Source organism: Limnobacter humi (assembly GCF_024518835.1).
Classification (GTDB): domain Bacteria; phylum Pseudomonadota; class Gammaproteobacteria; order Burkholderiales; family Burkholderiaceae_B; genus Limnobacter; species Limnobacter humi.
Genome location: NZ_JANIGO010000002.1, coordinates 782,931 through 806,201, shown reverse-complemented (window position 1 = coordinate 806,201; position 23,271 = coordinate 782,931). Strand labels below are relative to the sequence as shown.

The window sequence follows — 23,271 nt, the reverse complement described above, 5'->3', positions numbered from 1 at the left end:
AAGATGCGGGTATCATACCGATGTAGCGCAATGAGGAACGCATTTTCGCATTGTGAAATAATTGTGGTTGTTTGAATCTCGAGGGGCTACACTAGAGTAATCCCTCTAACAAGTAGAAGCATCGGAGAGACCATGTACCAGCACATCAAAGTCCCCTCAGTTGGTGAAAAAATCACCGTTAACAGCGATTACTCGCTGAACGTCCCCGATCAGCCGATCATTCCTTATATTGAAGGCGATGGTACAGGTTTTGACATCACCCCGGTGATGATCGATGTGGTGGACGCTGCTGTGGCGAAAGCCTACGGCGGTAAGCGAAAAATCAGCTGGATGGAAATTTATGCCGGTGAGAAGTCGACCAAGATTTACGGACCTGATGTATGGCTGCCCGATGAAACACTGGAGGTTCTGAAAGACTATGTGGTGTCGATCAAGGGTCCGCTGACCACGCCCGTCGGTGGCGGCATTCGCTCCATCAACGTCGCACTCCGCCAGCAATTGGATCTGTATGTGTGTCTGCGGCCTGTGCGTTATTTCCAAGGCGTTCCCAGCCCAGTGAAAGAACCCCACAAAACGGACATGGTGATTTTCCGAGAAAACTCGGAAGACATTTACGCAGGGATTGAATACGAAGCGGAAACCGAAAAAGCCAAAAAACTGATCAAATTCCTGCAAGATGAAATGGGCGTGACCAAAATCCGCTTCCCCGAAACCTCGGGCATCGGCATCAAACCCATTTCGAAGCAGGGCACAGAGCGCCTGTTCCGCAAGGCCATTCAGTACGCCATCGACAACAAAAAGCCCTCTGTCACCCTGGTGCACAAGGGCAACATCATGAAGTACACCGAAGGAGCTTTCGCCAAGTGGGGTTACGAACTGGCGCAACGCGAATTTGGTGCCGAGCTGTTGGATGGTGGCCCCTGGATGAAAATCAAGGCCGCCCATGGCGACATCGTGATCAAGGACGTCATCGCCGATGCCTTCCTGCAGCAAATTTTGCTGCGGCCCGCCGAGTACAGCGTGATTGCCACCATGAACCTGAACGGCGACTACATTTCCGATGCGTTGGCGGCGCAGGTGGGCGGTATTGGTATTGCCCCCGGTGCCAACCTGTCCGACTCGGTTGCCATGTTTGAAGCCACCCATGGCACTGCACCGAAATACGCTGGCAAGGATTACGTGAACCCCGGTTCCGAGATCCTCTCTGCTGAAATGATGCTGCGCCACATGGGCTGGGTTGAAGCGGCTGATCTCATCATCAGCTCAATGGAAAAGTCCATTCTGTCCAAGAAAGTGACGTATGACTTCGCCCGTCTTCTCGATGGTGCGACACAGGTCAGCTGCTCGGGTTTTGGTCAGGTGATGATCGACAACATGTGATTGCATGTTGAAACCACAAAAAAGGCCCGGTAACGGGCCTTTTTTCTTGCCCCGATACTGACGAAAAAAAAGCCAGCTTGGGACTGGCTTTTCTCTCGGTTTAGGGCCTTGTTATGATTGTAATTAGGCTGCGTTTGTCGCCTCAACCACCATAATATTCTGAGCCTGCTTGCCTTTTGGTCCATCCACCACTTCGAAAGACACTTTCTGGCCTTCCTTCAGTGAGCGGAATCCAGACGCCTGGATTGCGGAAAAGTGAGCGAACAATTCTTCGCTGCCCTGATCGGGCGTGATAAACCCGAAACCCTTTGCATCATTGAACCATTTTACGGTGCCGGTCGCCATCGCGAGACCTCCTTCTAGAAACGCATACTTCGGTCGGATCGCATGAACTTTCCGACAACTCGTCAGTCACTTCTGACTTGAGACTATTGTTGAAGCAGTTTTGAGGCCGGTCAACCATACAATAGATACATTTTTAGGGGTTTACCCCTTGTCTACGACAGACTGGTTTCGGTCAGGTTGGTCGCATCGCCGCACTGAGTGATTGACTTCCCGATGGCCGCACTGCACTTTGCTTGGGTTAGCGGAGCGCTCTTGTCGGGGCATTTCACTGATTCAACAGGGAAAATTTTCAGTCTGCAATTAAGGCGGTGTAAAGGGCTCTAATCCATGTTGCACGCCCTTTAGAAGTGATTACAATGAAGTTATGAGTTCGCAAAATAGCCCATCTACGGTACTGGAATCGCAGGCACAAAAAGCCAAGCTGCCCCCGATGTATCAGGTCGTACTTTTGAACGACGACTACACGCCCATGGAGTTCGTTGTGATTGTTTTGCAGAAGTTTTTTGGCAAGGGCAGAGAGCAGGCCACCCAGATCATGCTCAAGGTGCATCGTGAAGGGAAAGGTGTCTGCGGGGTGTATCCCAAAGACATCGCGTCAACCAAAGTTGAAATGGTCAGTGGTTTTGCGAGGCAGCATCAACACCCGCTGCAGTGCGTGATGGAGGAAACATGATTGCGCAAGAGTTGGAAGTCAGTTTGCACATGGCTTTTGTGGACGCCCGTCAACAAAAGCATGAATTCATCACGGTTGAGCATTTGCTACTCGCATTGCTGGACAATCCGTCCGCTGCCGAGGTGTTGAGATCCTGTTCGGCGGACATTGAGGAGCTGCGCAAAAACCTGCAGACCTTCATCAAGGACAACACCCCGGTCGTGTCCGGTCAGGATGAGGTGGACACGCAACCGACGCTGGGCTTTCAACGCGTGATTCAACGCGCCATCATGCATGTGCAGAGCACGTCCAACGGCAAAAAAGAAGTCACCGGCGCCAACGTATTGGTGGCTATTTTTGGTGAAAAGGATTCCCACGCGGTGTACTACCTGCACCAGCAGGGCATTACTCGTTTGGATGTGGTGAACTACATCTCTCACGGCATCACCAAAACGCCCCAAGCCCCAGCCCCCAAGCCTGAGGCTCAGCAGAATGAAAACCAGGAGCAGGAAGCGGAGGCCACCCAGTCCACCGGTGAGAAGCAGTCCCCCCTGGACCAGTACACGCAAAACCTGAATACTTTGGCGCGAGACGGCAAAATCGATCCGTTGATCGGTCGCGAGCCGGAAGTAGAGCGTGTGATTCAGGTTCTGTGCCGCCGGCGCAAAAACAACCCGCTGCTGGTCGGTGAGGCTGGTGTGGGAAAAACAGCGATTGCCGAAGGCTTGGCCTGGCGAATCGTCAAAGGTGACGTGCCTGAAATTCTGGAAACTGCCCAGGTTCATTCGCTGGACATGGGGGCTTTGCTGGCTGGTACCAAGTACCGAGGCGATTTTGAGCAACGCTTGAAATCCGTATTGAAGCAGTTGAAAGCAAATCCGGACTCCATTCTGTTCATCGATGAAATCCACACCCTCATCGGCGCAGGGTCTGCATCGGGTGGCACGCTCGATGCATCGAATCTGTTGAAACCTGCGCTGTCTTCAGGCCAACTGAAGTGCATCGGTGCAACCACCTTCACCGAGTACCGCGGCATTTTCGAAAAAGACCATGCCTTGTCTCGCCGTTTCCAGAAAATCGATGTATCTGAGCCCACGGTGGAGCAGACCATTGAAATTCTGCGCGGCCTGAAGAGCCGTTTTGAAGAGCACCATGGCGTGAAGTATTCTGCTGGCGCAATCACAGCGGCTGCCGAGTTGTCGGCCAAGTTCATCAATGATCGCCACCTGCCTGACAAGGCGATTGACGTGATTGATGAAGCCGGTGCTGCCCAGCGAATTTTGCCCAAGAGCAAGCAGCGCAAAACCATCACCAAAGCAGACATCGAAGACATCGTCTCCAAAATTGCCCGCATTCCACCGCAATCGGTCAATACCGACGACCGCAACAAGTTGTCGACCCTGGATCGTGATCTGAAGGCCACCGTGTTTGGGCAGGACCCAGCCATCGAAGCGTTGGCGGCATCCATCAAGATGTCCCGTGCAGGTTTGGGCAAAGCCGACAAACCAATTGGGTCGTTCCTATTCAGCGGTCCAACCGGTGTGGGCAAAACTGAGGTGGCCAAGCAATTGGCCTACATTCTGGGTGTCGAGTTGCTGCGCTTTGACATGTCCGAATACATGGAGCGGCATGCGGTGTCCCGCTTGATTGGCGCGCCCCCTGGTTATGTGGGCTTTGATCAAGGTGGTTTGTTGACCGAGGCCATCACCAAAAAGCCGCACTGCGTGTTGTTGCTGGATGAAATTGAAAAAGCCCATCCCGATGTATTCAACATTCTGTTGCAGGTGATGGACAACGGCACACTGACCGACAACAACGGCCGCAAGGCAGACTTCCGCAATGTGATCATCATCATGACCACCAATGCGGGTGCCGAGGCATTGACCAAGCGCGGCATTGGCTTCATGGAATCGAAGGTGCAGGGCGACGAGATGGAAGACATCAAGCGCATGTTCACCCCTGAATTCCGCAACCGGTTGGACTCCATCATTTCTTTCCGTGCGCTGGACGAAGAAATCATTCTGCGCGTGGTCGATAAATTCCTGATGGAACTCGAAGAGCAGCTTCATCAGAAGAAGGTGGATGCGATTTTCACAGACGAGTTGCGCAAACACCTGGCCAAGAAAGGTTTCGATCCCCTCATGGGCGCACGCCCCATGCAACGTCTCATTCAGGACACCATTCGCAAGGCCTTGGCCGATGAATTGCTGTTTGGCAAACTGGTCAATGGCGGCAAAGTGACTGTGGATTACGACTCGGTCGGCGATCAGGTCAGTTTGACATTCACCGAAGGGGCCACCGGGGAAGAATCTGAAAGTGGTGCTGAGGTGGTGGTGGAATAAAGCCCGGCAGGTTTGATTTTGCGTTGCCCAGGTCTGTGAGTTGCAGCCCTGTGCAATGCAAGATCTGCCTCAGCCAACAAGCGCTCCAGGCTCATGCCTTGAGCCTCCTCGATGACAGCCATTTTAAGCTCCAGGTCGAATTGGGTCACCCCCAGTTTTTTAAGTAAACGTTTGCCCAATTCACGGGCTTGGGCCGCATTACATCGGTCCAAATGAATGGCGCATTCAGTGGCGCTTAGCCGAGTGGCCAGATCCCAAGGCCTGCAGTGCGCCAAGACGGTGTTTTTCAGACCGTCAAACTGACGTTGTGCTGTTTCTTCCCCAAAGGTATGCATGTAGTCGTCCCAGTGCATGATTCGGAACATCAACAGTGTGCAACAGTCGGAAGGCTGTCCGGAAAATCCCGCCATGTGCTGAATGACTCGTTTTTTCCAGTGTGCGGAGTCTAGCCAGCCGCCCAGTTGTGTTGATTTTTTTGGTGTGTGTTGAGTGTGGTGCACCGCGCTGGATTGCGTGGTTTTAAGTGCACGCCAGGCCAACCAGGAACAGACAGCGGCAGCGGCTCCGGCGCTGAGGGCCAGCCACCACCAAACACCATGGGGAATGCGACTGCTTCCGAATGCTGACAGCTCAGCGCGGCTTTGCAATGTTCGAAGTGCATCCTGATAGTGCCCAGCGGCCTGCAGACATTTCAATAGCTCGTCACTTTGAACCGTCACGCCTGATTTGTTTCGGTAGACGGCAATCAAAGTCTCGATCGATGTGCGCAAACCAACGGCTGCTGCTTGCTCGTTGAAATGGGGCATGTACTCCAGAATGGATAGTCGGCGATCAAGTTGATTGAGCAAGGCCATCGGTGATGGATAGCCCGCGGCTGCAAGTTGTGCATTGGCCAGAGCTGTTCGTGCGTCATACAACCAGTGAATGCTTTGGCTTTGAACAATGAGGTCTGACAGTGCCAAAGCGGTCAGTGATTGCTGATGTTCGTGCTGACGGGCATGGTTTAACCAAAGCATGAATAGCACAGCAGCCAGCCAGGGCAAGGTCAACAGAGACCACAAGTGTATTTTTTGCCCGGAGCGGGGCAGATGGTGTGTGTGCATGCCAAGGTGTTGGAGCGGGTATGCACATCAGTGGCATGCCTCGGGGGAGAGGTTCCCCCAGAAGCAAGTTGATCGGTGAATCAGCGTGTGCCTGTACTTCCGAACCCACCCTCACCGCGTTGGCTGGGTGCAAATTCATCCACCAGTTTGAAGGTGGCGTGGGCCACTGGCAAGATGACCATCTGTGCGATCCGTTCCATGGGTTCAATCACCACCGGTACACTGCTGCGGTTCCAAGCCGACACCATCAATGGGCCTTGATAGTCTGAATCGATGAGTCCCACCAGGTTGCCCAATACCAAACCTTTTTTGTGACCGAGACCAGAACGTGGGAGGATGGTGGCACAGTAGTTGGGGTCCGCCAGGTGCATGGACAGACCCGTGGGCACCAGTTCAGCCTGACCCGGCTGCAGGGTCAGGGGCTGCTCCAGCGCAGCACGCAGGTCGATGCCGGCGCTACCGGGAGTGCCATACGCCGGCAGGCAGTCTTTCATGCGGGCGTCGAGTACTTTCAGTTCTACTTGAATATTCATGGGTCGGGTGGATGTCGGGTTCAAGGTTGGAGCAATGTCGACAGCGTTCGCAGCAATTCGATCGCAGCGGTTAACTTGTCAGTGTGGGGCAATTTAACCGGTGGTTGGTTGTTGGAATACACGGTGAGCGTAACCTCGTCAGCCCCCAAGGCATGTTGCGCCAGGTTGCCCACGATGCAGTGCGCCTTTTTCTTGATCAACTTGGCTTGAGCGTATTGGTCCAGCTGCTGGGTTTCTGCAGCGAAACCCACCACCTTCAGTCGCGGGTAACGGGTTGATGCCAGTTCGCCCACCGTGGCCAAAATATCGGGGTTCAATTCAAAGTCAATCTGTAAACCGGGTGCAGCGCCATCCATTTTTTTCTGCTTGTGTTCACTGGCATTTTTAACGCCATAATCGGCCACTGCAGCCACGCCCACAAACAGGTCGCTGTTGGCAATGCGGCTTTCAACCGCGGCCAACATGTCCTTGGCGCTGTCCACAACCACGCGTTGTACACCGTGTGGTGGCTGCAAGGCGGTGGGGCCACTCACCAGGGTTACGTGGGCTCCCATCAACCAAGCGGCCTGGGCGATGGCGTAGCCCATCTTTCCGCTGGAGCGGTTGGTAATGCCTCGCACCGGGTCGATGGCTTCGAAGGTGGGGCCCGCCGTGATCAGCAATTGTTGTCCTGCCAGGGGTTTCGGGCTCACGACGTGAGCCAGCTCGTACACCAATTCTTCGGGTTCCAGCAGGCGACCTGCACCCATTTCGCCGCAGGCTTGTTCACCGTGGGCTGGGCCCAACACATGCACACCATCGGCTTTCAATTGGTTCAGGTTCCGTTGTGTGGCCGGGTTGTTCCACATTTCCACGTTCATGGCGGGTGCAATCGCCAACGGGCAATTGCGGGCTAGCACCAGGTTGTCCAGCAGATTGTCAGCCAGCCCATGCGCGTACTTGGCCATGGAATTGGCTGTGCACGGGGCGATCAAGAGCAGATCGCAGGCCCGACTCAAATCAATGTGTGGCATGCCCCGGTCATTTGCACCCTCGGGCCATTGCGACACGTGAACCGGTTTGCCAGTGAGCGCCTGAAACGTGAGGGGCGCGATGAATTGCATGGCCGATGGGGTCATCACCACCTGCACTGAACACCCCTGCTTAACCAGTAGGCGTGTCAGTTCTGCCGATTTGTAGGCGGCAATGCCACCACACACACCGAGCACCAGTCTCAGGCCTTTGAGGCCCGGAAGTTGGGGGATTTCGCTTTTGCTCATGCGCCCTTGGTTTTGTCTGCCTGGTTGAACCACAGTTCATCAATGATCAGACCAATTGCACCCATGCTGATCGCCATGTCGGCCACATTGAAGGCTGGCCAATGGTAATTACCCCAGTAAAAGTCCAGAAAGTCAATGACGGCCCCATGCAGGCTGCGGTCCAGGAGGTTGCCCAAGGCCCCGCCGAGAATGCTCGCCAGGCACAGCATCGCCAGTTTGCGGTGGCTGGAGCTGCGCATCATGAACAGAATCACCACAGATGCCACCACGGCTATGCCCGACAGAAAATGCCGTTGCCAGCCTTCTTGGTTGGCCAGAAAACTGAAAGCAGCGCCCGGGTTTAAAACATGCACCAAGTTAAAGAATGAGGTCACTTCAACCACGGCACCCAGGTCCAGCCGCGCAACGACCCACAGCTTGGTCAGTTGGTCCAGCAAAATCCAGATGATGCTCAGGCCCAACCAGGGCAAGATGGATGGCCGCTGGCGTGGAACCATGTTGGCAGCGGGCCGTGCAGGTGTTTTCGGCGGTGTTGGCTTAGACATGTGCACGCTCCTCGCCGTCGCCATGCAGATTGCTCACACAGCGTCCACACAAGTCGGGCAGATTGTCATCGGCACCGGTATCCGGGCGAACATGCCAGCACCGTTCACATTTCTTGCCGTCGGCTGTACGCACTTCAATCATTTCCTGTTCTCCAGCTTCAATGTCCACTTGCGACACGATGAAGAGGAATTTCAGGTCCTCGCCCAGTGCCACGCATGCTGCATAGAGTTCGGTCGGTAGCACAAGTTTCACGCGGGCTTGCAGGGATGAACCAATCTGGCCTGCGGTGCGCAGGTTTTCCAGTTCCTTCACCACGCGTGCCCGCAAAGCGAGTAGACCGGGCCAACGGCTTTGTAGGTCGGCTGCATCGTGCACCTCCGGCGCCGCATGGAATTCACCGCAAAACACAGATGGCTGCTTGGCCTCACCTTGCATGGCTGCAAATGCCTCTTCTGCCGTAAAGCTGAGGATGGGGGCCATCAGTTTGAGCAAGCCGTGCGTGATGTGATGAAGCGCTGTTTGGGCACTGCGGCGTGCGCGGGAATTGGCACCCGTGGTGTACAGGCGGTCTTTCAGCACGTCCAGGTAGAACGCGCCCAAATCTTCGGAGCAAAAAATTTGCAGCTTGCTCACGATGGGGTGAAATTCATAGCGGGTGTAGTGTTCCTCGCACTCCGCCTGCAGTTTCGCCAACAGCGTTAATGCATAGCGGTCCACTTCAGAGAGGTCTTCCACCGACACCGCTTGGGTGTCGAATGAGAAGTCGGAAATATTGGCCAGCAGGAAGCGCAGGGTGTTCCGGATGCGGCGGTAGCTTTCCACCACACGCTTGAGGATTTCATCCGAGATGGTGAGTTCACCGGAATAATCGGTGCTGGCCACCCACAGGCGCAAAATCTCCGCGCCCATTTTGTTGGTCACTTCTTGTGGCGCAATCACGTTGCCCACCGACTTGCTCATTTTCCGGCCTTGTCCATCCACCACGAAACCGTGCGTTAGCAGTGCTTTGTAGGGGGGTACGCCATTGATCATGCAACTGGTCAGCAAGCTGGAGTGGAACCAGCCGCGGTGCTGGTCTGAGCCCTCCAGGTACAGGTCTGCCGGAAATTGGCTTTCATCGGCGTGGCTGCCGCGCAGCACAGTTTCATGGGTGGTGCCCGAGTCAAACCACACATCCAGTGTGTCCGGGTTTTTCACATAGTCTTTGGCTTGTTCACCAATCAGTTCTTCCACGGTGATGTGCTGCCAGGCTTCAATGCCCTCGCGTTCAATGCGTTGCGCAACAATTTCAATCAACTCGTCGGTGCGTGGGTGCAATTCACCCGTTTCCCGGTGAACCAGAAAAGCCATCGGCACACCCCATTGGCGCTGGCGCGACAAGGTCCAATCGGGGCGGTTGGCAATCATGGTGTGTAAGCGCGCCTTGCCCCAAGCCGGGAAAAATTGCGTGGCATCGACACCGGCCAGTGCCTTTTCGCGCAGGGTGCTAGATCCATCTTTGGGCGCCACATCCATGCCGGCAAACCATTGGGATGTGGCCCGGTAGATGACCGGCGTTTTGTGCCGCCAGCAGTGCATGTAGCTGTGGCCAAATTTGAGCTGTTTGATGAGCGAACCCGTCTCGATCAGTTTGTCAACGATCAACGGGTTGGCTTTCCAGATGTGCAGGCCGCCAAAATAGGGCAGAGAATCCACGTACACGCCATTGCCCATGACTGGGTTGATGATGTCGGCATCTTTCAGGCCGTAGGCCTTGGAGGTGATGAAGTCATCCACGCCGTACGCGGGTGAGCAATGCACGATGCCAGTACCGGCATCGGTGCTGACGTAGTCGGCCAGGTAAATGGGACTGAGGCGGTCATAAAACGGGTGGTGAAATGCCAAGCCCTCCAACTGCCTACCGGTGGTTGTGGCCAATTCGGTGCCTTCCAGCCCGTAACTTTCAAGGCAAGGTTTAACACGTTCTTGAGCCAGCAGCAGGACCTTGCTGCCCACATCGACCAGGCTGTAGACCAACTCCGGGTGAACGTTTAGCGCCTGGTTGGCGGGCAGGGTCCAGGGTGTGGTGGTCCAGATCACCAGTTGGCCCGGTTTCGCTGTCAATGTGTCCGTAGAAACATTGAATGCAACAGCCAGTTTGTCCAGTGTTGCTGCATTGAATGCAAAGCCGACATCCACCGCGATGTCTTGCTTGTCCTTGTATTCCACCTCGGCTTCCGCCAGCGCCGAACCACAGTCAAAGCACCAATTCACGGGTTTCAGGCCGCGGAATACATACCCCGCTTTCAAGATTTTGCCCAAGGCGCGCAGTTCATCGGCCTCGTTTTTGAAATTCATGGTTTTGTAGGGGTTGGTCCAATCGGCCAGCACGCCCAAGCGAATGAAATCCTTTTTCTGGCGCTCAATTTGTTCGGTGGCGTAGGCGCGACTTTTTTCCTGAACCTCTAGCGTGGGCAAACCCTTGCCGTGGGTTTTTTCAATCTGGATTTCGATGGGCATGCCGTGGCAGTCCCAGCCGGGCACATAACGTGCATCGTAACCAGCCAGGCAGCGGCACTTCACAATGATATCTTTAAGGATTTTGTTCACTGCATGGCCAATGTGAATGTCGCCATTGGCATACGGTGGGCCATCGTGCAGCACAAACTTCGGCTTGCCAGCCTTGGATTGGCGAATGGCCTTGTACAGGTCTTCGCGGCACCATTGTTCAACCCAGTTGGGTTCCCGTTGGGGCAAATTGCCGCGCATGGGGAAGGGCGTGTCGGGCAGGTTGAGGGTGTCTTTGTAATCCATGATTCAGCAGGCTGCAGGGGTGAATTGGGGGGTATGGCTGGCAAGAAATGCCATCGCCTGTTCCGTGTCTTGGTTCATCTGGACCACCAAGGTGTCCAGGCTGTCGAATTTGGCTTCGGGGCGAATGTGTGCGGCCACTTCAATGTGAAGCAGTTTGCTGTAGGCATGGCCTTGCCAGCCAGGGATGAAGGTTTCCAGCAATATCAGGTCCGATTGCTCCACCGTTGGGCGCACACCCAAGCTGGCCACCGCGGGCAAGGGTTGCGTCTCTAGTCCGTGAACCCACACGGCAAGAATTCCTGTCAATGCGCTGGCGCGACCCGGAATGCGCAGGTTCATGGTGGGGAAGCCCAGGGTACGACCCAGTTTTTTTCCGTGAATGATGTGGCCGGAGTACACCAGCGGGTGGCCCAGCATGGCCGTCGCTTTGGAGATCTCGCCGGCTTTCAGGGCATCCCGGATGTTCGAGCTGGAGATCCTTTGCCCCTGCTGTTGAACCTCAGGCAGGTCGCGCACTTCAAAACCCCGGCTCAGGCCCATGGTTTGAAGCCCTGCAAAGTCGCCAGCGCGCCTGGCGCCAAACCGGAAATCATCGCCCACCCACACCAGTTTTGCGTTCAGTTGGCGCACCAGCACCTCATCCACAAAGGATTCCGGGCTCAGGCTGGCCATGGCCTTGTCAAATGGCAAAATGCACACCTGTTCGATGCCGCAACTCCTCATCTCTGCGATGCGGTTGCGAAGCGTGGCGATGCGGTCGAGTTTGAAGCTGGTGCTGAACAATTCTTTGGGATGTGGGGCGAATGTCACTGCGGTGGGTATCAAGCCCTGTGCCCTGGCTGCACGCACCACCTCGCGGAACAGTTGGGCATGGCCCAAATGTACGCCGTCAAAATTACCGATGGTCAGTGCTGTGCCCTGGTGGCCATGGTGGGCACCGGGCCGGCGAATGATTTTCATACCGGGATATGGACTGTCAAAAAGGCGGCCAAAAGCCATTGCCGTGTTGCAAAACAACCTGCCATTATACGGCCTGAATTCTGAAAACAAGGGCTTTTTTCCCCGTGCAGTGATAAACTCGCGCCATGCAAAAATCCATTCCTTCCGTGGTCATCCTGATTTCGGGTCGAGGGTCCAACCTGCAAGCCTTGATCGACCACGCAACACAGACGTCCGAATACCAAATCCGAGCCGTGATTTCCAACCGCCCCAAGGCCGCAGGTCTAGACCTGGCGCGTGCAGCGGGGTTACCGACTGCCGTATTGGACCACACTGCTTTTGACAGTCGTGAGGCCTTTGACGCGGCCTTGGCTGAGCAAATAGACCGATTTGACTCAGATTGGGTGGTGCTGGCCGGTTTCATGCGCGTATTAACACCGGGGTTTGTACAGCGTTACCTGGGGCGGCTGATTAACATCCACCCGTCGCTGTTGCCGGCTTTCCCGGGTTTGAAAACACACCAGCAGGCCCTCGATGCGGGTGTTCGAGTGCACGGCGCGACTGTTCACTTTGTCACGCCCGAATTGGACCATGGTCCAATTGTGGATCAGGCTGTGGTGCAGGTGCTGCCCGGAGACACTGCCGAGACCTTGGCGGCAAGAGTGCTGAAACTGGAGCATGTGCTGTTTCCACGGGCGTTGGCGGATCTGTGCTCGGGACGTCTTCGATGGTCTGCCGACCAAACCACACAGACTGTACAGGGGGCCTTGGCGGCACCCCTGCTCATTGAAATGATGAACAAAGGACATTGACCATGGTGGGTTCCAATCAAAAAAACACGCCGTTTCGCAAGCCACAAAGCAACAAGGCAGGTGGTCGCGGCCGAGCAGGTGAACCCAGGCAAGGGGCTGTCTCACGCTTCGGCTTGGTCAGCCAGGTGGCCCAATTGATCGACTTGCTCAACCAGTTTGAAGGTCCAGCCGACGCCACGATTTCGCGATTTTTCAAAGATCATCCGGAACTGGGCGGGCGCGATCGCCCGTTGGTGGCCGAAGCCGTGTACTGCTGGTTGCGTTATCGTTTTCGCATCAATCACTTGGCACAGGCTGCAGAGGGTCCTCCATTGATGCGTCAGGCCAAGCTGGCCCTGTTGTGGTCCGGCGCACCGGAGCCAGTCTGGTCTGCGGGTCGGCAAAGTGACAATGAATGGCTAAGCCGCGTGATCAACATTTCGGCGGATGACTTGGCCTCTGAGCCGCGCACCTGTTTGCCCGATTGGCTGACTGCCAAGCTGCTGGACCAATTCGGTCCGGACCGGGTGGAATCCTTTTCTCAGGCCGTGTTGAAGGCAGCTCCGCTGGATGTTCGGGTGAACACCTTGAAGATCACGGCCGGCGACTTGCAACAGGCCTTGGCCGGCATGGGGGTGAAGAGCGAGCCGATTGAGGGCCTGCCCGATGCTTTGCGGGTGGAGGGCAAGCCTGCACTGGGCAAGACAGACCTGTTCCAGGACGGGGCTTTTGAAGTGCAAGATGCGGGCAGCCAATGGGTGAGCCGGTTGGTGGCCCCCCGTCGGAGTGACCTGGTGGTTGATTTTTGCGCCGGCGCTGGCGGAAAAACCTTGGCGATTGCCGCGCTGATGAAAAACACCGGTCGTGTGGTTGCGCTGGACACCTCTGAGCGCCGATTGCAGAAATTCCGCCCGCGCGCAGCCCGGGCTGGCATGAGCAATTTTTACACCCTGGTGATTAACGACGAGGCTGACCCACGCTTAAACAAGTACTACGGCAAAGCAGACCGGGTGTTGGTCGATGTGCCATGCACGGGCATGGGAACCCTGCGGCGTAACCCGGATCTAAAATTCAGACAGGATTTGCAAAGTCTGGCAGAATTAAATGAGAAACAAATGTCCATCATTGAGCAGGCCAGCAAACTGGTCAAGCCAGACGGACGTCTGATCTACGTCACATGCAGCGTTTTGCAGGATGAAAACGAGCGTGTGGTGGAGGCCTTCCTGGCTGCGCATCCAGAGTTCCGTTTGCGCCGCTGGACAGAGGTGCTCAACCCCAACGAACGCCCACAAAAGGCCGACACTGCTGCAGACATGCTTCGGTTGTGGCCTGAAGACGGTGAGTCTGACGGGTTTTTCGCAGCGGTGTTGCAACGGTCCAAAGCGTGAATGTTTTCGAAATTTCCTGAAGAGAAATTCCAAACTTCATTCGCTTTATGAAGTACAGTTGTGCACTGAAAATGAATTGCGGCCGCTTCAGAAGCAAGCAGAGGATGAAAAGAGCTGCCGTTAACAGACCTACTCTTTTTTGAGATTGTGACCATGATTGCTGAATTCCTGACCTCCGGAATCACCGGGGCTTCCCTGACTGAGATGGTGATCTATACCCTGATCGCCACTCACATCACCATTGTTGCGGTGACTGTTTATTTGCACCGCGCACAGGCACACCGCGCATTGGATGTACACCCCGCACTGGCCCATTTTTTCAGGGCTTGGCTGTGGCTGACCACCGGCATGAGCACCCGGGCCTGGGCGGCCATTCACCGCAAACACCATGCCAAATGCGAAACACCGGAAGATCCCCACAGCCCGCAAACCCGTGGTCTGAAAACGGTGTTCTGGCAGGGCGCTGAGCTTTACCGTGCGGAAGCCAACAATGCAGAAACGATTGCCCGTTATGGACACGGTTGCCCCAACGACTGGCTAGAAAACAAAGTGTACGAACGTTTTCCCTGGCAGGGTGTCGGTGTAACGTTGGTGTTGGAATTTATCCTGTTCGGCTTCCCAGGTGTCAGCATTTGGGGCATTCAGATGCTGTGGATTCCTGTGTTGGCGGCGGGTGTCATCAACGGCATTGGACATTATTGGGGTTATCGCAATTACGACTGCGTGGATGCCAGCCGCAATATCCTCCCTTGGGGTATTTTGATTGGCGGCGAAGAGTTGCACAACAACCACCACACCCATGCCACATCGGCCAAATTGAGTTCGAAGTGGTACGAATTTGATATTGGCTGGATGTATATCCGATTGTTCAGTTTCCTGGGTTTGGTCAACGTTAAAAAGGTTGCCCAGCGCCCACGTTTCGCATCCAAAGGCCAAGCGCGCCTAGACTTGATCACGGTGCAGGCGGTGATTAACCACCGATATGATGTGATGGCCCGCTACGCCAGTTCCATGCGCAAGGCTTTCCGTGCAGAGGCGGCCCGCTTGAAGCAGCAGGCCCAAAGCGCCCAAGAACGCAGTGTGTTGGCCAAGGCAAAAAAACTGTTGTCCATTGACGAGGCAAAATTGAGCAACGCGCAGCGTGCCGAGCTGGAACAACTGTGCGCCCAGTCAGCGTTGATTCACGGTTTGGTTGAAATGCGTCGGGAATTGCGGGTTATTTGGGAGCGCACCAACTTGAGCAAAGAACAGATGTTGGCCCATTTGCAGCAGTGGTGTGACAAGGCAGAGCAGAGTGGTAACCAGTGGTTGCAGGACATGTCGCTGCGTATTCGCCGTTACGCCGCGTGATTTCTATCGCTTGTTGAATGTGGAAACGCCTCGGTTCGCCGGGGCGTTTTTGTTTGATGGTTCGTGGTGTGTATTGCGCGCCTTGCAATGGCTCTTGCGGCTCTGGGTAGGGGGCAAAGCCCAGCGGGGAAGGGACGCTTTTAGCGATTGGATAACAAAAAACCCGCTGAGTTTTTCACTGAGCGGGTTTTCTGGAAGACTTTGCCGAACTGAATTATTTCAGTTTGGTTTCCTTGTAGGACACATGCTTGCGTACAACTGGGTCGTACTTCATGATCTCGATCTTCTCTGGTTTTGTACGCTTATTCTTGGTCGTTGTGTAGAAATGACCAGTACCAGCGGTAGATTCCAGTTTGATTTTCTCGCGGCCACCTTTCGCCATGATTCAACTCCTGCCTTAAATTTCGCCGCGTGCGCGGAGGTCGGCCAGAACAGCGTCAATGCCGTTCTTGTCGATGGTGCGCAGGGCATTGTTGGTCAAACGCAGGCGAACCCAGCGGTTTTCGCTTTCTACCCAGAACTTGCGTGTTTGCAGGTTCGGCAAAAAACGACGTTTTGTTTTGTTGTTGGCGTGGGAAACTTTGTTTCCAACCATTGGGCGCTTACCCGTTACTTGACATACGCGAGCCATGATGACCCCAAATTCAGCAAAGTCCATTAGTTTAACAGCAAAGATAAAGGCCATCAAGCCTTGCCTTTGCAACGAAGGGTGGATTGTACCGAAAAAGCTGCTGAATGCCCAGCGGTTTTTCTGGTTTTTACCCATGAATTGCATGGAATGAAGCTGGTCCTTGCCAGTTGTGCCTTCAAAACGGGTTTCGCGACGACTGTCGGTATGAAAATACGCAGCTTTTGCCCACAATGAGGTGATCAATCAACTCAAGATCCACCAAACGAAGCGCAGCACAAAGGTCTAAGGTCAGTTTGTCATCAGCTGCGCTGGGATTGCAGCAGTCACTGGGGTGGTTGTGTGCCACCAGGACGCGGCTTGCCTGGCAATCCAAGGCAAATTTGAGCACCTCCCGCGGAAACACAGCGGTTTTATTCACCGTGCCTGAAAATAGGACCCGGTGCTGAATCACCTTCAACTGGCTATCCAAGGCGATCACCAAAAACTGCTCAACCGTCGACAGGCCGATGTGGGCTCTGGCAAAGCGCTCAAACCGCTCCGGTGAGTTGACCCGTTGCTGGGTGTCGTTTAGCTCGCCACTGAGGCAACGCCTGGCCATTTCCAGGCAGGCTTGCAATTGCGCGTATTTGGCTTGGCCCAGTCCTTTGACCTGCAACCACTCCCTCAGAGGGACTTTGTGAAGGTTTTGAAGTCCCCCAAAGGCTTGAATCATGTCTCGCGCAAGGTCTACGGCACTTTTCCCGGGCAGGCCTGTCCGAAGGAAAATGGCCAGTAATTCGGCATCGGACAGGGTGTTGGCGCCGCGCTGAATGAGGCGCTCGCGGGGGCGCTCATGTTCCGGCCATTGTTGGATGGTCATGGGATGGGGGCTGATAAAAGTTATTCTGTGTACAGGCAGCTGTGCGAGTTCCCGCAAGCACTGCGGAGCGCTTGGCGTCAATCGCTTAAAATACGAGTTAGTCAACATTGAATAGCAGGACCCCCACCATGACCGATGCGGCAGAATCCAAGCCCGTTGTGAACGAACAGTCTTTCGTTACTTTGCATTACCGCATTCGTTTGGCCGATAGCCAGCAGGTGGTGGTGTCCACCTTTGAAGACAAGCCCGCGACGCTTCAAATGGGCGCCGGGCAGTTGGCCGAGGGGCTGGAGCGTTGTCTGATGGGCATGCAAGCAGGGCAGCGGGATACCTTCATTCTTCCCGCATCCAGTGGTTATGGCGACACCAACCCGGACCTGTATCGACCAGTGAGCAAAGCGTTGCTGAACAGTTACGCCGAGGAGGGCACCACCTTTGAGCCGGGAGACTTCGTGCATTTCCCCGCGCCCGATGGAGGGCAATTTGCAGGCACCGTGGTGGAAGACCGTGAAGACAGCATTCTGTTTGACTTTAACCACCCCTTGGCTGGCAAACGTCTAAGTTTTGAAGTGCAATTGATTGGAGTGCTTTGATGAGCCTTGAAATCAGCCTGGCCCAACCCCGCGGCTTTTGTGCTGGCGTGGACCGCGCCATTGAAATCGTGGAGCGGGCTTTGCAACAGTTTGGCGCACCCATCTATGTCAAGCATGAAATTGTGCACAACAAAACGGTGGTCGACGACCTTCGCAACAAGGGGGCTATTTTTGTCGACGAACTAGAAGACGTGCCCGTGGGTTCTACCGTGGTGTTTTCTGCCCACGGCGTGTCGCAGGATGTTCGGACTCAGGCAGACGGTTTGGGTTTGAAGGTTTTTGATGCCACTTGCCCGCTGGTCACGAAGGTGCATGTGGAAGTGAGCAAAATGCGCGCTCAGGGCTGTGAAATCATTATGATCGGTCACGAGGGGCATCCTGAAGTCGAGGGTACCATGGGCCAGGTAAAAGACGGTATTTACCTGGTTGAAACAGAGGATGATGTGGCCCGCCTTCAGGTGCAATCCAATGAGTTGGCTTACGTGACGCAAACCACTCTCAGCGTGGATGATGCCTCCAAGGTGATTGCGGCGCTGAAGGCCAAGTATCCTCACATCCGCGAACCCAAAAAAGCAGACATCTGTTACGCCACTCAAAACCGGCAGGATGCGGTGAAGTTCATGGCGCGCCAGGTGGACATTGTGTTGGTGGTGGGCAGCCCCAGCAGTTCAAATTCCAACCGGTTGCGCGAAGTGGCTGAGAAACTGGGCGTACCTGCCAAGCTGATTGAAAATGCGGACAGCCTCGACAAGAGTTGGTTTGACGGTGCGAAGCAGGTTGGTTTAACCGCAGGTGCCTCGGCCCCCGAGCATTTGGTGCAGGCAGTGATCAAGCGCTTGAAGGAGTGGGGCGCCACATCGGTGCGCAATCTGGATGGTGTACAAGAGAACATATCATTTCCACTGCCAAAAGGTTTGTCCGGGCAGCCATCCGGTATCAAGCACTGAGCTTGTTTACTGGCGGTCAGGCTCACTGGGTGAGCCTCCTCCCGCTGGTGAGGCCAATACCTGATCAACCCGGTGGCCGTCGACATCCATTACCTCAAACGTCCAGTCACCGTAGCTGAATTTTTCCGATTTTTTGGGAATACGGCCCAGCTTGCGGCCCAGCACGGCCAGCACAAATCCCCCCACCGTGTGAAAATTGCCCAGTTCATCAATCGGCAATTCGCGCAAGCGCAGTTTGCCGCACATTTCATCGACCGGCAGCAGTCCATCCAGTAACCAGGAGCCGTCTTCGCGTTTCACTGCCAGGGTTTCCAGTGCCTCATCCAGCACCGGCATCATGTCCCCAACCACGCTGGAAATCACATCATCAATGGTGACAATCCCTTCGGTCATGCCAAATTCGCTCACCACAAATGCAAAGGTATTTTTCTGTTTGCGGAAGGTCCGCAGCAGGTCAACCAAGGTGAGTGAGGCCGGCACAAACAGGGCGGGTTGCACGGGTATTTGGCTGAAATCAATTTGGCCTGCAATGGCGGCTTGCAAAATATCATGGCTTTCCATCACGCCGACCACCTGTTGCAAATTGCCTTTGCACACTGGCAACACAGAATGTGGGGCTTCCCGCAATGTGAGCAGGTTTTGTGGCAGAGGCGCATCCAGGTTGATCCACGAAACGTCGCTGACCGGGGTCATGACAGCAGCCAAGCGCCGGTCCTCCAGACGAAGCACGTTGCCCATCAGGTGGGTTTCCTCGGGTGCCAGTGCACCGTCCTGCTGGTTCTCGTTCAGAAATGCAAGGATATCTTCCACGCTGTTGACAGCAGGCGCTGCTTTAAAGGGCACCAGTGCCAATACCAGGTCGGCGCTTTTGGACAGCAGGGTGATGGCAGGCCGCATCAGTGCAATGAAGGCCGACATGATGGGCGCGCAAAACAAGGCCACAGCTTCTGGGTTGGCAATGGCCAGGCGCTTGGGCACAATCTCGCCCAAAACAATCGACACCGCCGTGACCAGCGCAATCGTGATGACAAAAGACACTGTGCCTGCATGGTCAGACAAAGCAGGCCAGTGGGTTTGAATGGCGTGTTCAAACACGGTGGACAACGCCGATTCGCCGTAAACGCCCATCAGCAGGGCCGCTGCTGTAATGCCGGTTTGTGTGGCAGCCAGCAGGCGGCTGGGGTGGTCGATGATGTGCAGCGCCAATCGGGCTTTACGGTTGCCTTGCTCGGCCATGTTGCTTAACTTACTTCGTCGGCTGGAGGCCAGGGCCATCTCAGACAAGGCAAAAAAGCCAGAAACCAGAACCAGGGCAATCAGGGTCCACAGGGCGTGCATGGGGCACTCGTCGGTGTTGAAACAGACTGTAGTGTAGCAAACCGGGCTTTTCAGGCAGTTTGCTGGACATGACCGCCATGGGGTCGGTGGTGCAGGCATGGTCTTGAAAACGCAGGTGAAGTACAATCACGGGTTACCTGATTTGACATGCTGTGCTGCCATGGCCACTAACCTGAACGAAGATTCTATTCCGCAAGTCGACTCCAGCAGCGGCCCATTTGTGGTGGCTGCCCTATATAAGTTTGTGAGTTTGCCCGATTTCGAGCAGATCAAGCCCGTGCTGGAGCAGGTGTGCCATGCCAACGAGATTGTGGGCACCTTGTTGCTGGCTGCTGAGGGCATCAACGGTACGGTGAGCGGCCCGCGCGATGGCATTGTCGCGTTGATGAAGCACCTGTGGGCTGACTCCCGCTTCGCGGACCTGGCACCCAAGTATTCGCTGTCGCCCGAGCAGGCCTTCATCCGCATGAAGGTGAAGTTGAAGAAGGAAATTGTGACCATGGGCAAGGAGGGCATTGACCCCAACCGGTTGGTTGGTCGCTATGTGCCGCCCAAAGACTGGAATGCGCTGATATCCGACCCCGATACCCTGGTGATCGACACGCGCAACGATTATGAATACGCCATTGGCACGTTTGAACATGCGGTGGACCCCCAAACCACCACCTTCCGCCAGTTTCCGGCGTGGGTGGAAACCAACCTGAAAAGCTTGCCAGCGGAAAAGCGCCCCAAAAAAATTGCCATGTTTTGTACCGGTGGTATTCGCTGCGAAAAAGCCACTGCATTCATGTTGGAGCAAGGCTTTGATGAGGTCTACCACCTGCAGGGCGGTATTTTGAAATACCTGGAAGAGGTGCCGGAAGAGGAAAGCCTCTGGAAAGGCGAATGCTTTGTGTTTGATCAACGGGTGTCGGTGACGCATGGTTTGCAGGTGGGTCACTATGACCTGTGCCACGCCTGCCGCATGCCCATCACCGATGAAGAAAAACAGAGTGACAAATACATTCAGGGCGTGGGCTGCCCCCACTGTTACGACTCGCTAACCGAAGACCAAAAGCAGCGCTTTGGTGAGCGGCAGAAGCAAATCCGCTTGGCCCAGGCCCGCAACGAACGGCACATTGGCCGGAAAATGCCACCGCGCGAAACCACCGAAGCGTAGTGCGTGCGCATTGTGGTAACGGATCCAACCCTTCAACACCAACTGGGGCTGCCGGTGCTGTACACCTTCCGGCGCTGCCCCTATGCCATGCGCGCCCGGCTTGCCTTGCTAGCCAGTGGTTGCGCCGTGGAAGTGCGCGAAATCGTGCTGCGCGACAAACCCACCCACCTCCGAGAGATTTCACCCAAGGCCACCGTGCCGGTGTTGTGGCTAATCGATGGCACCGTGATCGACCAAAGCCTGGGTGTGATGCGTTGGGCGGTTGATCAACACTGGCCCGCTGGCTGGTTACCCACCACACCGTCGCAAACGTCGCAGGGCGAAGACTGGCTGACCCTGCTGGATGGGCCCTTTAAGCAGGCCTTGGACCGCTACAAATACCCCAACCGCTATGAGAACTGTGACCCTCTGCCGCACCGACAGGTGTGCGTGGATATTCTCAACACCTGGAATGCGCACCTGGCGGAGCAGCGCGGCGGGTGGTTGTTTGGTGATCAACCTGGTTTTTACGACTGCGCCATTTTGCCGTTTGTGCGTCAGTTCCGAATTGCCGATGAAACCTGGTTCGATTCCCACACTGAATTCCCTGTTTTGCAACAGTGGTTGCATCGGTTTATAGCAGCCGACTGGTTTGAGGCGGCCATGCCCAAACTGGCCCCGTGGAAGCCGGGCGATGCCCCTTTGCGCTTCCCGGCGTGAACTGATAACTTTTGCACTCCAAGGCTTGGCGAGTGACCCGGATGGGTTAGAGAAAGCCCTCTACGATTTTCCGCGGAAGTTTCTATACACTCCGAAGTTACGCGTTAGTAACATGGGTGATCCGGGCTATTCTGATGGCCTAAAAACCCAATCCAATCAAACAACAAGGACGAGACTCATGGCCGACAAGATTCTTGAATACCTCCATTCATCCACTGGCAAACAGATCGCCGCAGCCTTGGGTCTGCCTGTTCCTCCCCAATTGAAGCGTGCCAAAGCGGGTTACGCCGAGCAACCCCTGGCGGGTGTGAATGCATTGGTGGGCGCATCGGCCTACGGTGCTGCATCCACGGCCGTGGTGAAAGGCTTGAGCGCCATGGGCGCAAACCTCAAGGTGTCGTCTGACCTTGCGGGTCTGGATGGTATTAAGCAAGCGGCCACCAAAGCCAAGGTGGAAGTGGGTATTTCCCAAGCCGACGCGGGTGTGGCTGAAAGCGTGTATGTGCTGGACATGACCGCCGCTGCCAATGTGGCCGACCTGCGTTTGCTGTACGACTTCTTCAATCCACGGTTGCGCAAGTTGCCCAGCAATTCTCGCATTGTGGTGATTGGTCGCCCCAAAGGCGACGGAAAAGACGCCGTGTCCGAAACGGCCCAAGCATCACTGCCAGGTTTTGTGCGCAGCTTGGCCAAAGAAAATGGCAAGAACGGCACCACAGCCAATTTGTTGCAGGTGAAAAACGGCGCCGAGTCGGGTATTGAAGGCGCGCTGCGCTTCTTCTTGACACCGCATTCTGCATTTGTAACTGGCCAGGTGCTGCCTGTGGTGGGTGGCCCCAAGGGTGTGAAGGCCGTGATTTCCGAGAAGCCCCTGACCGGCAAGCTGGCTGTGGTCACCGGTGCTGCACGCGGCATTGGTGCTGCCATTGCTGAGGTGCTGGCCCGCGAAGGCGCCACCGTCATCGGTGTGGACCGCCCTGCTGATGAAAGCACCTTGGGTGCAACCATGAGCGCCATTGGCGGCATTGTATGCCCACTGGACATTACTGAGGCCGACGCTGGCCTGAAGCTGGCGGCCGTGGCTGCCGAGCGCGGTGGCAAGATTGACATCATTGTGCACAACGCGGGGATTACCCGCGACAAAATGCTGCGCAACATGGCTTCCCACCTGTGGGACATGGTGCTGGATGTGAACCTGGGCGCCATTGTCCGCTGCAATGAACAACTGCTGGCTGGTGAAGCCTTTGGCGACGGTGCGCGCATCGTGTGCATTTCTTCGATTGGTGGCATTGCCGGCAACGTGGGCCAAACCAACTATGCGGCCACCAAGAGCGCCGTGATTGGTTATGTGGACGCGCTGGCCAAGGAAGTGAGTGGCAAGGGCATTGCTGTTAACGCGATTGCCCCGGGCTTTATTGAAACTCAAATGACAGCGGCCATTCCCGTGGTAACCCGCGAAGTGGCGCGCCGCCTGTCCTCCCTGTCACAGGGTGGTCTGCCGGTGGACATTGCTGAGGCCGTGACCTTCATGGCCAGCCCGCTGGCTTCTGGTGTGAACGGTGCAACATTGCGCGTTTGTGGCCAGAACCTGGTCGGCGCTTAATCGACTCATTTGATGAAACTC

Annotated in this window: 22 protein-coding genes; 11 read left to right on the top strand and 11 right to left on the bottom strand. The window is 55.5% G+C overall.

From position 1 onward, the window contains the following. Window positions 1-132 precede the first annotated feature (132 nt). Window positions 133-1,380, top strand: coding sequence for an NADP-dependent isocitrate dehydrogenase (gene icd, locus NQT62_RS08800; protein ID WP_256764309.1), 1,248 nt, complete (start codon window positions 133-135; stop codon window positions 1,378-1,380). Between the two features lie 123 nt (window positions 1,381-1,503). Here the strand turns inward: icd and NQT62_RS08795 are convergent, their stop codons facing one another. Beyond that, window positions 1,504-1,725, bottom strand: a complete 222-nt coding sequence (locus NQT62_RS08795; protein ID WP_256764308.1) for a cold-shock protein — start codon at window positions 1,723-1,725, stop codon at window positions 1,504-1,506. Between the two features lie 364 nt (window positions 1,726-2,089). Here NQT62_RS08795 and clpS point away from each other — a divergent pair, with 364 nt between their 5' ends. After that, complete coding sequence (gene clpS, locus NQT62_RS08790; protein ID WP_256764307.1) at window positions 2,090-2,398, top strand: ATP-dependent Clp protease adapter ClpS; 309 nt, start codon at window positions 2,090-2,092, stop codon at window positions 2,396-2,398. Further along, entirely contained in the window at window positions 2,395-4,719 is a 2,325-nt protein-coding gene (gene clpA, locus NQT62_RS08785; RefSeq protein ID WP_256764306.1) for an ATP-dependent Clp protease ATP-binding subunit ClpA, read from the top strand. Before clpS ends, clpA begins: the two co-directional genes overlap by 4 nt. Here clpA and NQT62_RS08780 read toward each other — a convergent pair. From NQT62_RS08780 to NQT62_RS08755, 6 genes are all read right to left on the bottom strand, one after another. Further along, window positions 4,644-5,822 carry a diguanylate cyclase domain-containing protein gene (locus NQT62_RS08780; protein WP_256764305.1) on the bottom strand — a complete coding sequence of 393 codons (1,179 nt, stop codon included), beginning with the start codon at window positions 5,820-5,822 and terminating at the stop codon, window positions 4,644-4,646. The genes clpA and NQT62_RS08780 overlap by 76 nt on opposite strands. Window positions 5,823-5,902: 80 nt before the next feature. Next, window positions 5,903-6,355 (bottom strand): dUTP diphosphatase, encoded by a 453-nt coding sequence (gene dut, locus NQT62_RS08775; protein WP_306173589.1) that lies wholly within the window; start codon window positions 6,353-6,355, stop codon window positions 5,903-5,905. Window positions 6,356-6,375: 20 nt separating this feature from the next. Further along, window positions 6,376-7,614, bottom strand: coding sequence for a bifunctional phosphopantothenoylcysteine decarboxylase/phosphopantothenate--cysteine ligase CoaBC (gene coaBC, locus NQT62_RS08770; protein ID WP_256764304.1), 1,239 nt, complete (start codon window positions 7,612-7,614; stop codon window positions 6,376-6,378). Next, window positions 7,611-8,159: a signal peptidase II gene (lspA, locus tag NQT62_RS08765; protein WP_256764303.1), complete on the bottom strand. Its 549-nt coding sequence runs from the start codon at window positions 8,157-8,159 to the stop codon at window positions 7,611-7,613. The genes coaBC and lspA overlap by 4 nt, the downstream gene beginning before the upstream one ends. After that, the gene (gene ileS / locus NQT62_RS08760) at window positions 8,152-10,953 is read right to left on the bottom strand and encodes an isoleucine--tRNA ligase (protein WP_256764302.1); all 2,802 of its coding nucleotides are present in this window, start codon (window positions 10,951-10,953) and stop codon (window positions 8,152-8,154) included. The genes lspA and ileS overlap by 8 nt, the downstream gene beginning before the upstream one ends. Window positions 10,954-10,956: 3 nt before the next feature. Further along, window positions 10,957-11,913, bottom strand: coding sequence for a bifunctional riboflavin kinase/FAD synthetase (locus NQT62_RS08755; protein WP_256764301.1), 957 nt, complete (start codon window positions 11,911-11,913; stop codon window positions 10,957-10,959). Window positions 11,914-12,050: 137 nt separating this feature from the next. On the opposite strand from NQT62_RS08755, the gene purN reads away from it, so the two are divergent. The 3 genes from purN (at window position 12,051) to NQT62_RS08740 (ending at window position 15,421) form a co-directional block, all read left to right on the top strand. Then, the gene (gene purN, locus NQT62_RS08750) at window positions 12,051-12,704 is read left to right on the top strand and encodes a phosphoribosylglycinamide formyltransferase (protein WP_256764442.1); all 654 of its coding nucleotides are present in this window, start codon (window positions 12,051-12,053) and stop codon (window positions 12,702-12,704) included. Window positions 12,705-12,706: 2 nt separating this feature from the next. Next, entirely contained in the window at window positions 12,707-14,071 is a 1,365-nt protein-coding gene (locus tag NQT62_RS08745; protein WP_256764300.1) for an RsmB/NOP family class I SAM-dependent RNA methyltransferase, read from the top strand. Between the two features lie 153 nt (window positions 14,072-14,224). After that, window positions 14,225-15,421 carry a DesA family fatty acid desaturase gene (locus NQT62_RS08740; protein WP_256764299.1) on the top strand — a complete coding sequence of 399 codons (1,197 nt, stop codon included), beginning with the start codon at window positions 14,225-14,227 and terminating at the stop codon, window positions 15,419-15,421. Between the two features lie 214 nt (window positions 15,422-15,635). Here the strand turns inward: NQT62_RS08740 and rpmG are convergent, their stop codons facing one another. The 3 genes from rpmG to radC form a co-directional block, all read right to left on the bottom strand. Then, a complete protein-coding gene (gene rpmG / locus NQT62_RS08735; RefSeq protein WP_256764298.1) occupies window positions 15,636-15,803 on the bottom strand; it encodes a 50S ribosomal protein L33 in 168 nt (55 codons plus the stop codon). Window positions 15,804-15,818: 15 nt separating this feature from the next. Then, complete coding sequence (gene rpmB / locus NQT62_RS08730; RefSeq protein ID WP_256764441.1) at window positions 15,819-16,052, bottom strand: 50S ribosomal protein L28; 234 nt, start codon at window positions 16,050-16,052, stop codon at window positions 15,819-15,821. 175 nt (window positions 16,053-16,227) lie between these two features. Then, on the bottom strand, window positions 16,228-16,911 hold the full coding sequence (gene radC, locus NQT62_RS08725) for a RadC family protein (protein WP_256764297.1): 684 nt from the start codon (window positions 16,909-16,911) through the stop codon (window positions 16,228-16,230). 128 nt (window positions 16,912-17,039) lie between these two features. Here radC and NQT62_RS08720 point away from each other — a divergent pair, with 128 nt between their 5' ends. After that, window positions 17,040-17,504, top strand: a complete 465-nt coding sequence (locus NQT62_RS08720) for an FKBP-type peptidyl-prolyl cis-trans isomerase (RefSeq protein ID WP_256764296.1) — start codon at window positions 17,040-17,042, stop codon at window positions 17,502-17,504. Beyond that, complete coding sequence (gene ispH / locus NQT62_RS08715) at window positions 17,504-18,451, top strand: 4-hydroxy-3-methylbut-2-enyl diphosphate reductase (protein WP_256764295.1); 948 nt, start codon at window positions 17,504-17,506, stop codon at window positions 18,449-18,451. Before NQT62_RS08720 ends, ispH begins: the two co-directional genes overlap by 1 nt. Before the next feature lie 6 nt (window positions 18,452-18,457). On the opposite strand, the gene NQT62_RS08710 is transcribed toward ispH, so the two are convergent. Further along, complete coding sequence (locus NQT62_RS08710; protein ID WP_256764294.1) at window positions 18,458-19,789, bottom strand: hemolysin family protein; 1,332 nt, start codon at window positions 19,787-19,789, stop codon at window positions 18,458-18,460. A gap of 160 nt (window positions 19,790-19,949) precedes the next feature. On the opposite strand from NQT62_RS08710, the gene trhO reads away from it, so the two are divergent. From trhO to NQT62_RS08695, 3 genes are all read left to right on the top strand, one after another. After that, window positions 19,950-20,948, top strand: coding sequence for an oxygen-dependent tRNA uridine(34) hydroxylase TrhO (trhO, locus tag NQT62_RS08705; RefSeq protein ID WP_256764293.1), 999 nt, complete (start codon window positions 19,950-19,952; stop codon window positions 20,946-20,948). A 3-nt stretch (window positions 20,949-20,951) separates the two neighbouring features. Then, entirely contained in the window at window positions 20,952-21,647 is a 696-nt protein-coding gene (locus NQT62_RS08700) for a glutathione S-transferase (protein ID WP_256764292.1), read from the top strand. A gap of 178 nt (window positions 21,648-21,825) precedes the next feature. Then, on the top strand, window positions 21,826-23,250 hold the full coding sequence (locus NQT62_RS08695; protein WP_256764291.1) for a 3-oxoacyl-ACP reductase: 1,425 nt from the start codon (window positions 21,826-21,828) through the stop codon (window positions 23,248-23,250). Window positions 23,251-23,271 lie beyond the last annotated feature (21 nt).

Coding starts and splice junctions, on each gene's coding strand:
- icd (WP_256764309.1), top strand. CDS start 133: ATGTACCAGCACATCAAAGTCCCCTCAGTTGGTGAAAAAATCACCGTT.
- NQT62_RS08795 (WP_256764308.1), bottom strand. CDS start 1,725: ATGGCGACCGGCACCGTAAAATGGTTCAATGATGCAAAGGGTTTCGGG.
- clpS (WP_256764307.1), top strand. CDS start 2,090: ATGAGTTCGCAAAATAGCCCATCTACGGTACTGGAATCGCAGGCACAA.
- clpA (WP_256764306.1), top strand. CDS start 2,395: ATGATTGCGCAAGAGTTGGAAGTCAGTTTGCACATGGCTTTTGTGGAC.
- NQT62_RS08780 (WP_256764305.1), bottom strand. CDS start 5,822: ATGCACACACACCATCTGCCCCGCTCCGGGCAAAAAATACACTTGTGG.
- dut (WP_306173589.1), bottom strand. CDS start 6,355: ATGAATATTCAAGTAGAACTGAAAGTACTCGACGCCCGCATGAAAGAC.
- coaBC (WP_256764304.1), bottom strand. CDS start 7,614: ATGAGCAAAAGCGAAATCCCCCAACTTCCGGGCCTCAAAGGCCTGAGA.
- lspA (WP_256764303.1), bottom strand. CDS start 8,159: ATGTCTAAGCCAACACCGCCGAAAACACCTGCACGGCCCGCTGCCAAC.
- ileS (WP_256764302.1), bottom strand. CDS start 10,953: ATGGATTACAAAGACACCCTCAACCTGCCCGACACGCCCTTCCCCATG.
- NQT62_RS08755 (WP_256764301.1), bottom strand. CDS start 11,913: ATGAAAATCATTCGCCGGCCCGGTGCCCACCATGGCCACCAGGGCACA.
- NQT62_RS08745 (WP_256764300.1), top strand. CDS start 12,707: ATGGTGGGTTCCAATCAAAAAAACACGCCGTTTCGCAAGCCACAAAGC.
- NQT62_RS08740 (WP_256764299.1), top strand. CDS start 14,225: ATGATTGCTGAATTCCTGACCTCCGGAATCACCGGGGCTTCCCTGACT.
- rpmG (WP_256764298.1), bottom strand. CDS start 15,803: ATGGCGAAAGGTGGCCGCGAGAAAATCAAACTGGAATCTACCGCTGGT.
- rpmB (WP_256764441.1), bottom strand. CDS start 16,052: ATGGCTCGCGTATGTCAAGTAACGGGTAAGCGCCCAATGGTTGGAAAC.
- radC (WP_256764297.1), bottom strand. CDS start 16,911: ATGACCATCCAACAATGGCCGGAACATGAGCGCCCCCGCGAGCGCCTC.
- NQT62_RS08720 (WP_256764296.1), top strand. CDS start 17,040: ATGACCGATGCGGCAGAATCCAAGCCCGTTGTGAACGAACAGTCTTTC.
- ispH (WP_256764295.1), top strand. CDS start 17,504: ATGAGCCTTGAAATCAGCCTGGCCCAACCCCGCGGCTTTTGTGCTGGC.
- NQT62_RS08710 (WP_256764294.1), bottom strand. CDS start 19,789: ATGCACGCCCTGTGGACCCTGATTGCCCTGGTTCTGGTTTCTGGCTTT.
- trhO (WP_256764293.1), top strand. CDS start 19,950: ATGGCCACTAACCTGAACGAAGATTCTATTCCGCAAGTCGACTCCAGC.
- NQT62_RS08695 (WP_256764291.1), top strand. CDS start 21,826: ATGGCCGACAAGATTCTTGAATACCTCCATTCATCCACTGGCAAACAG.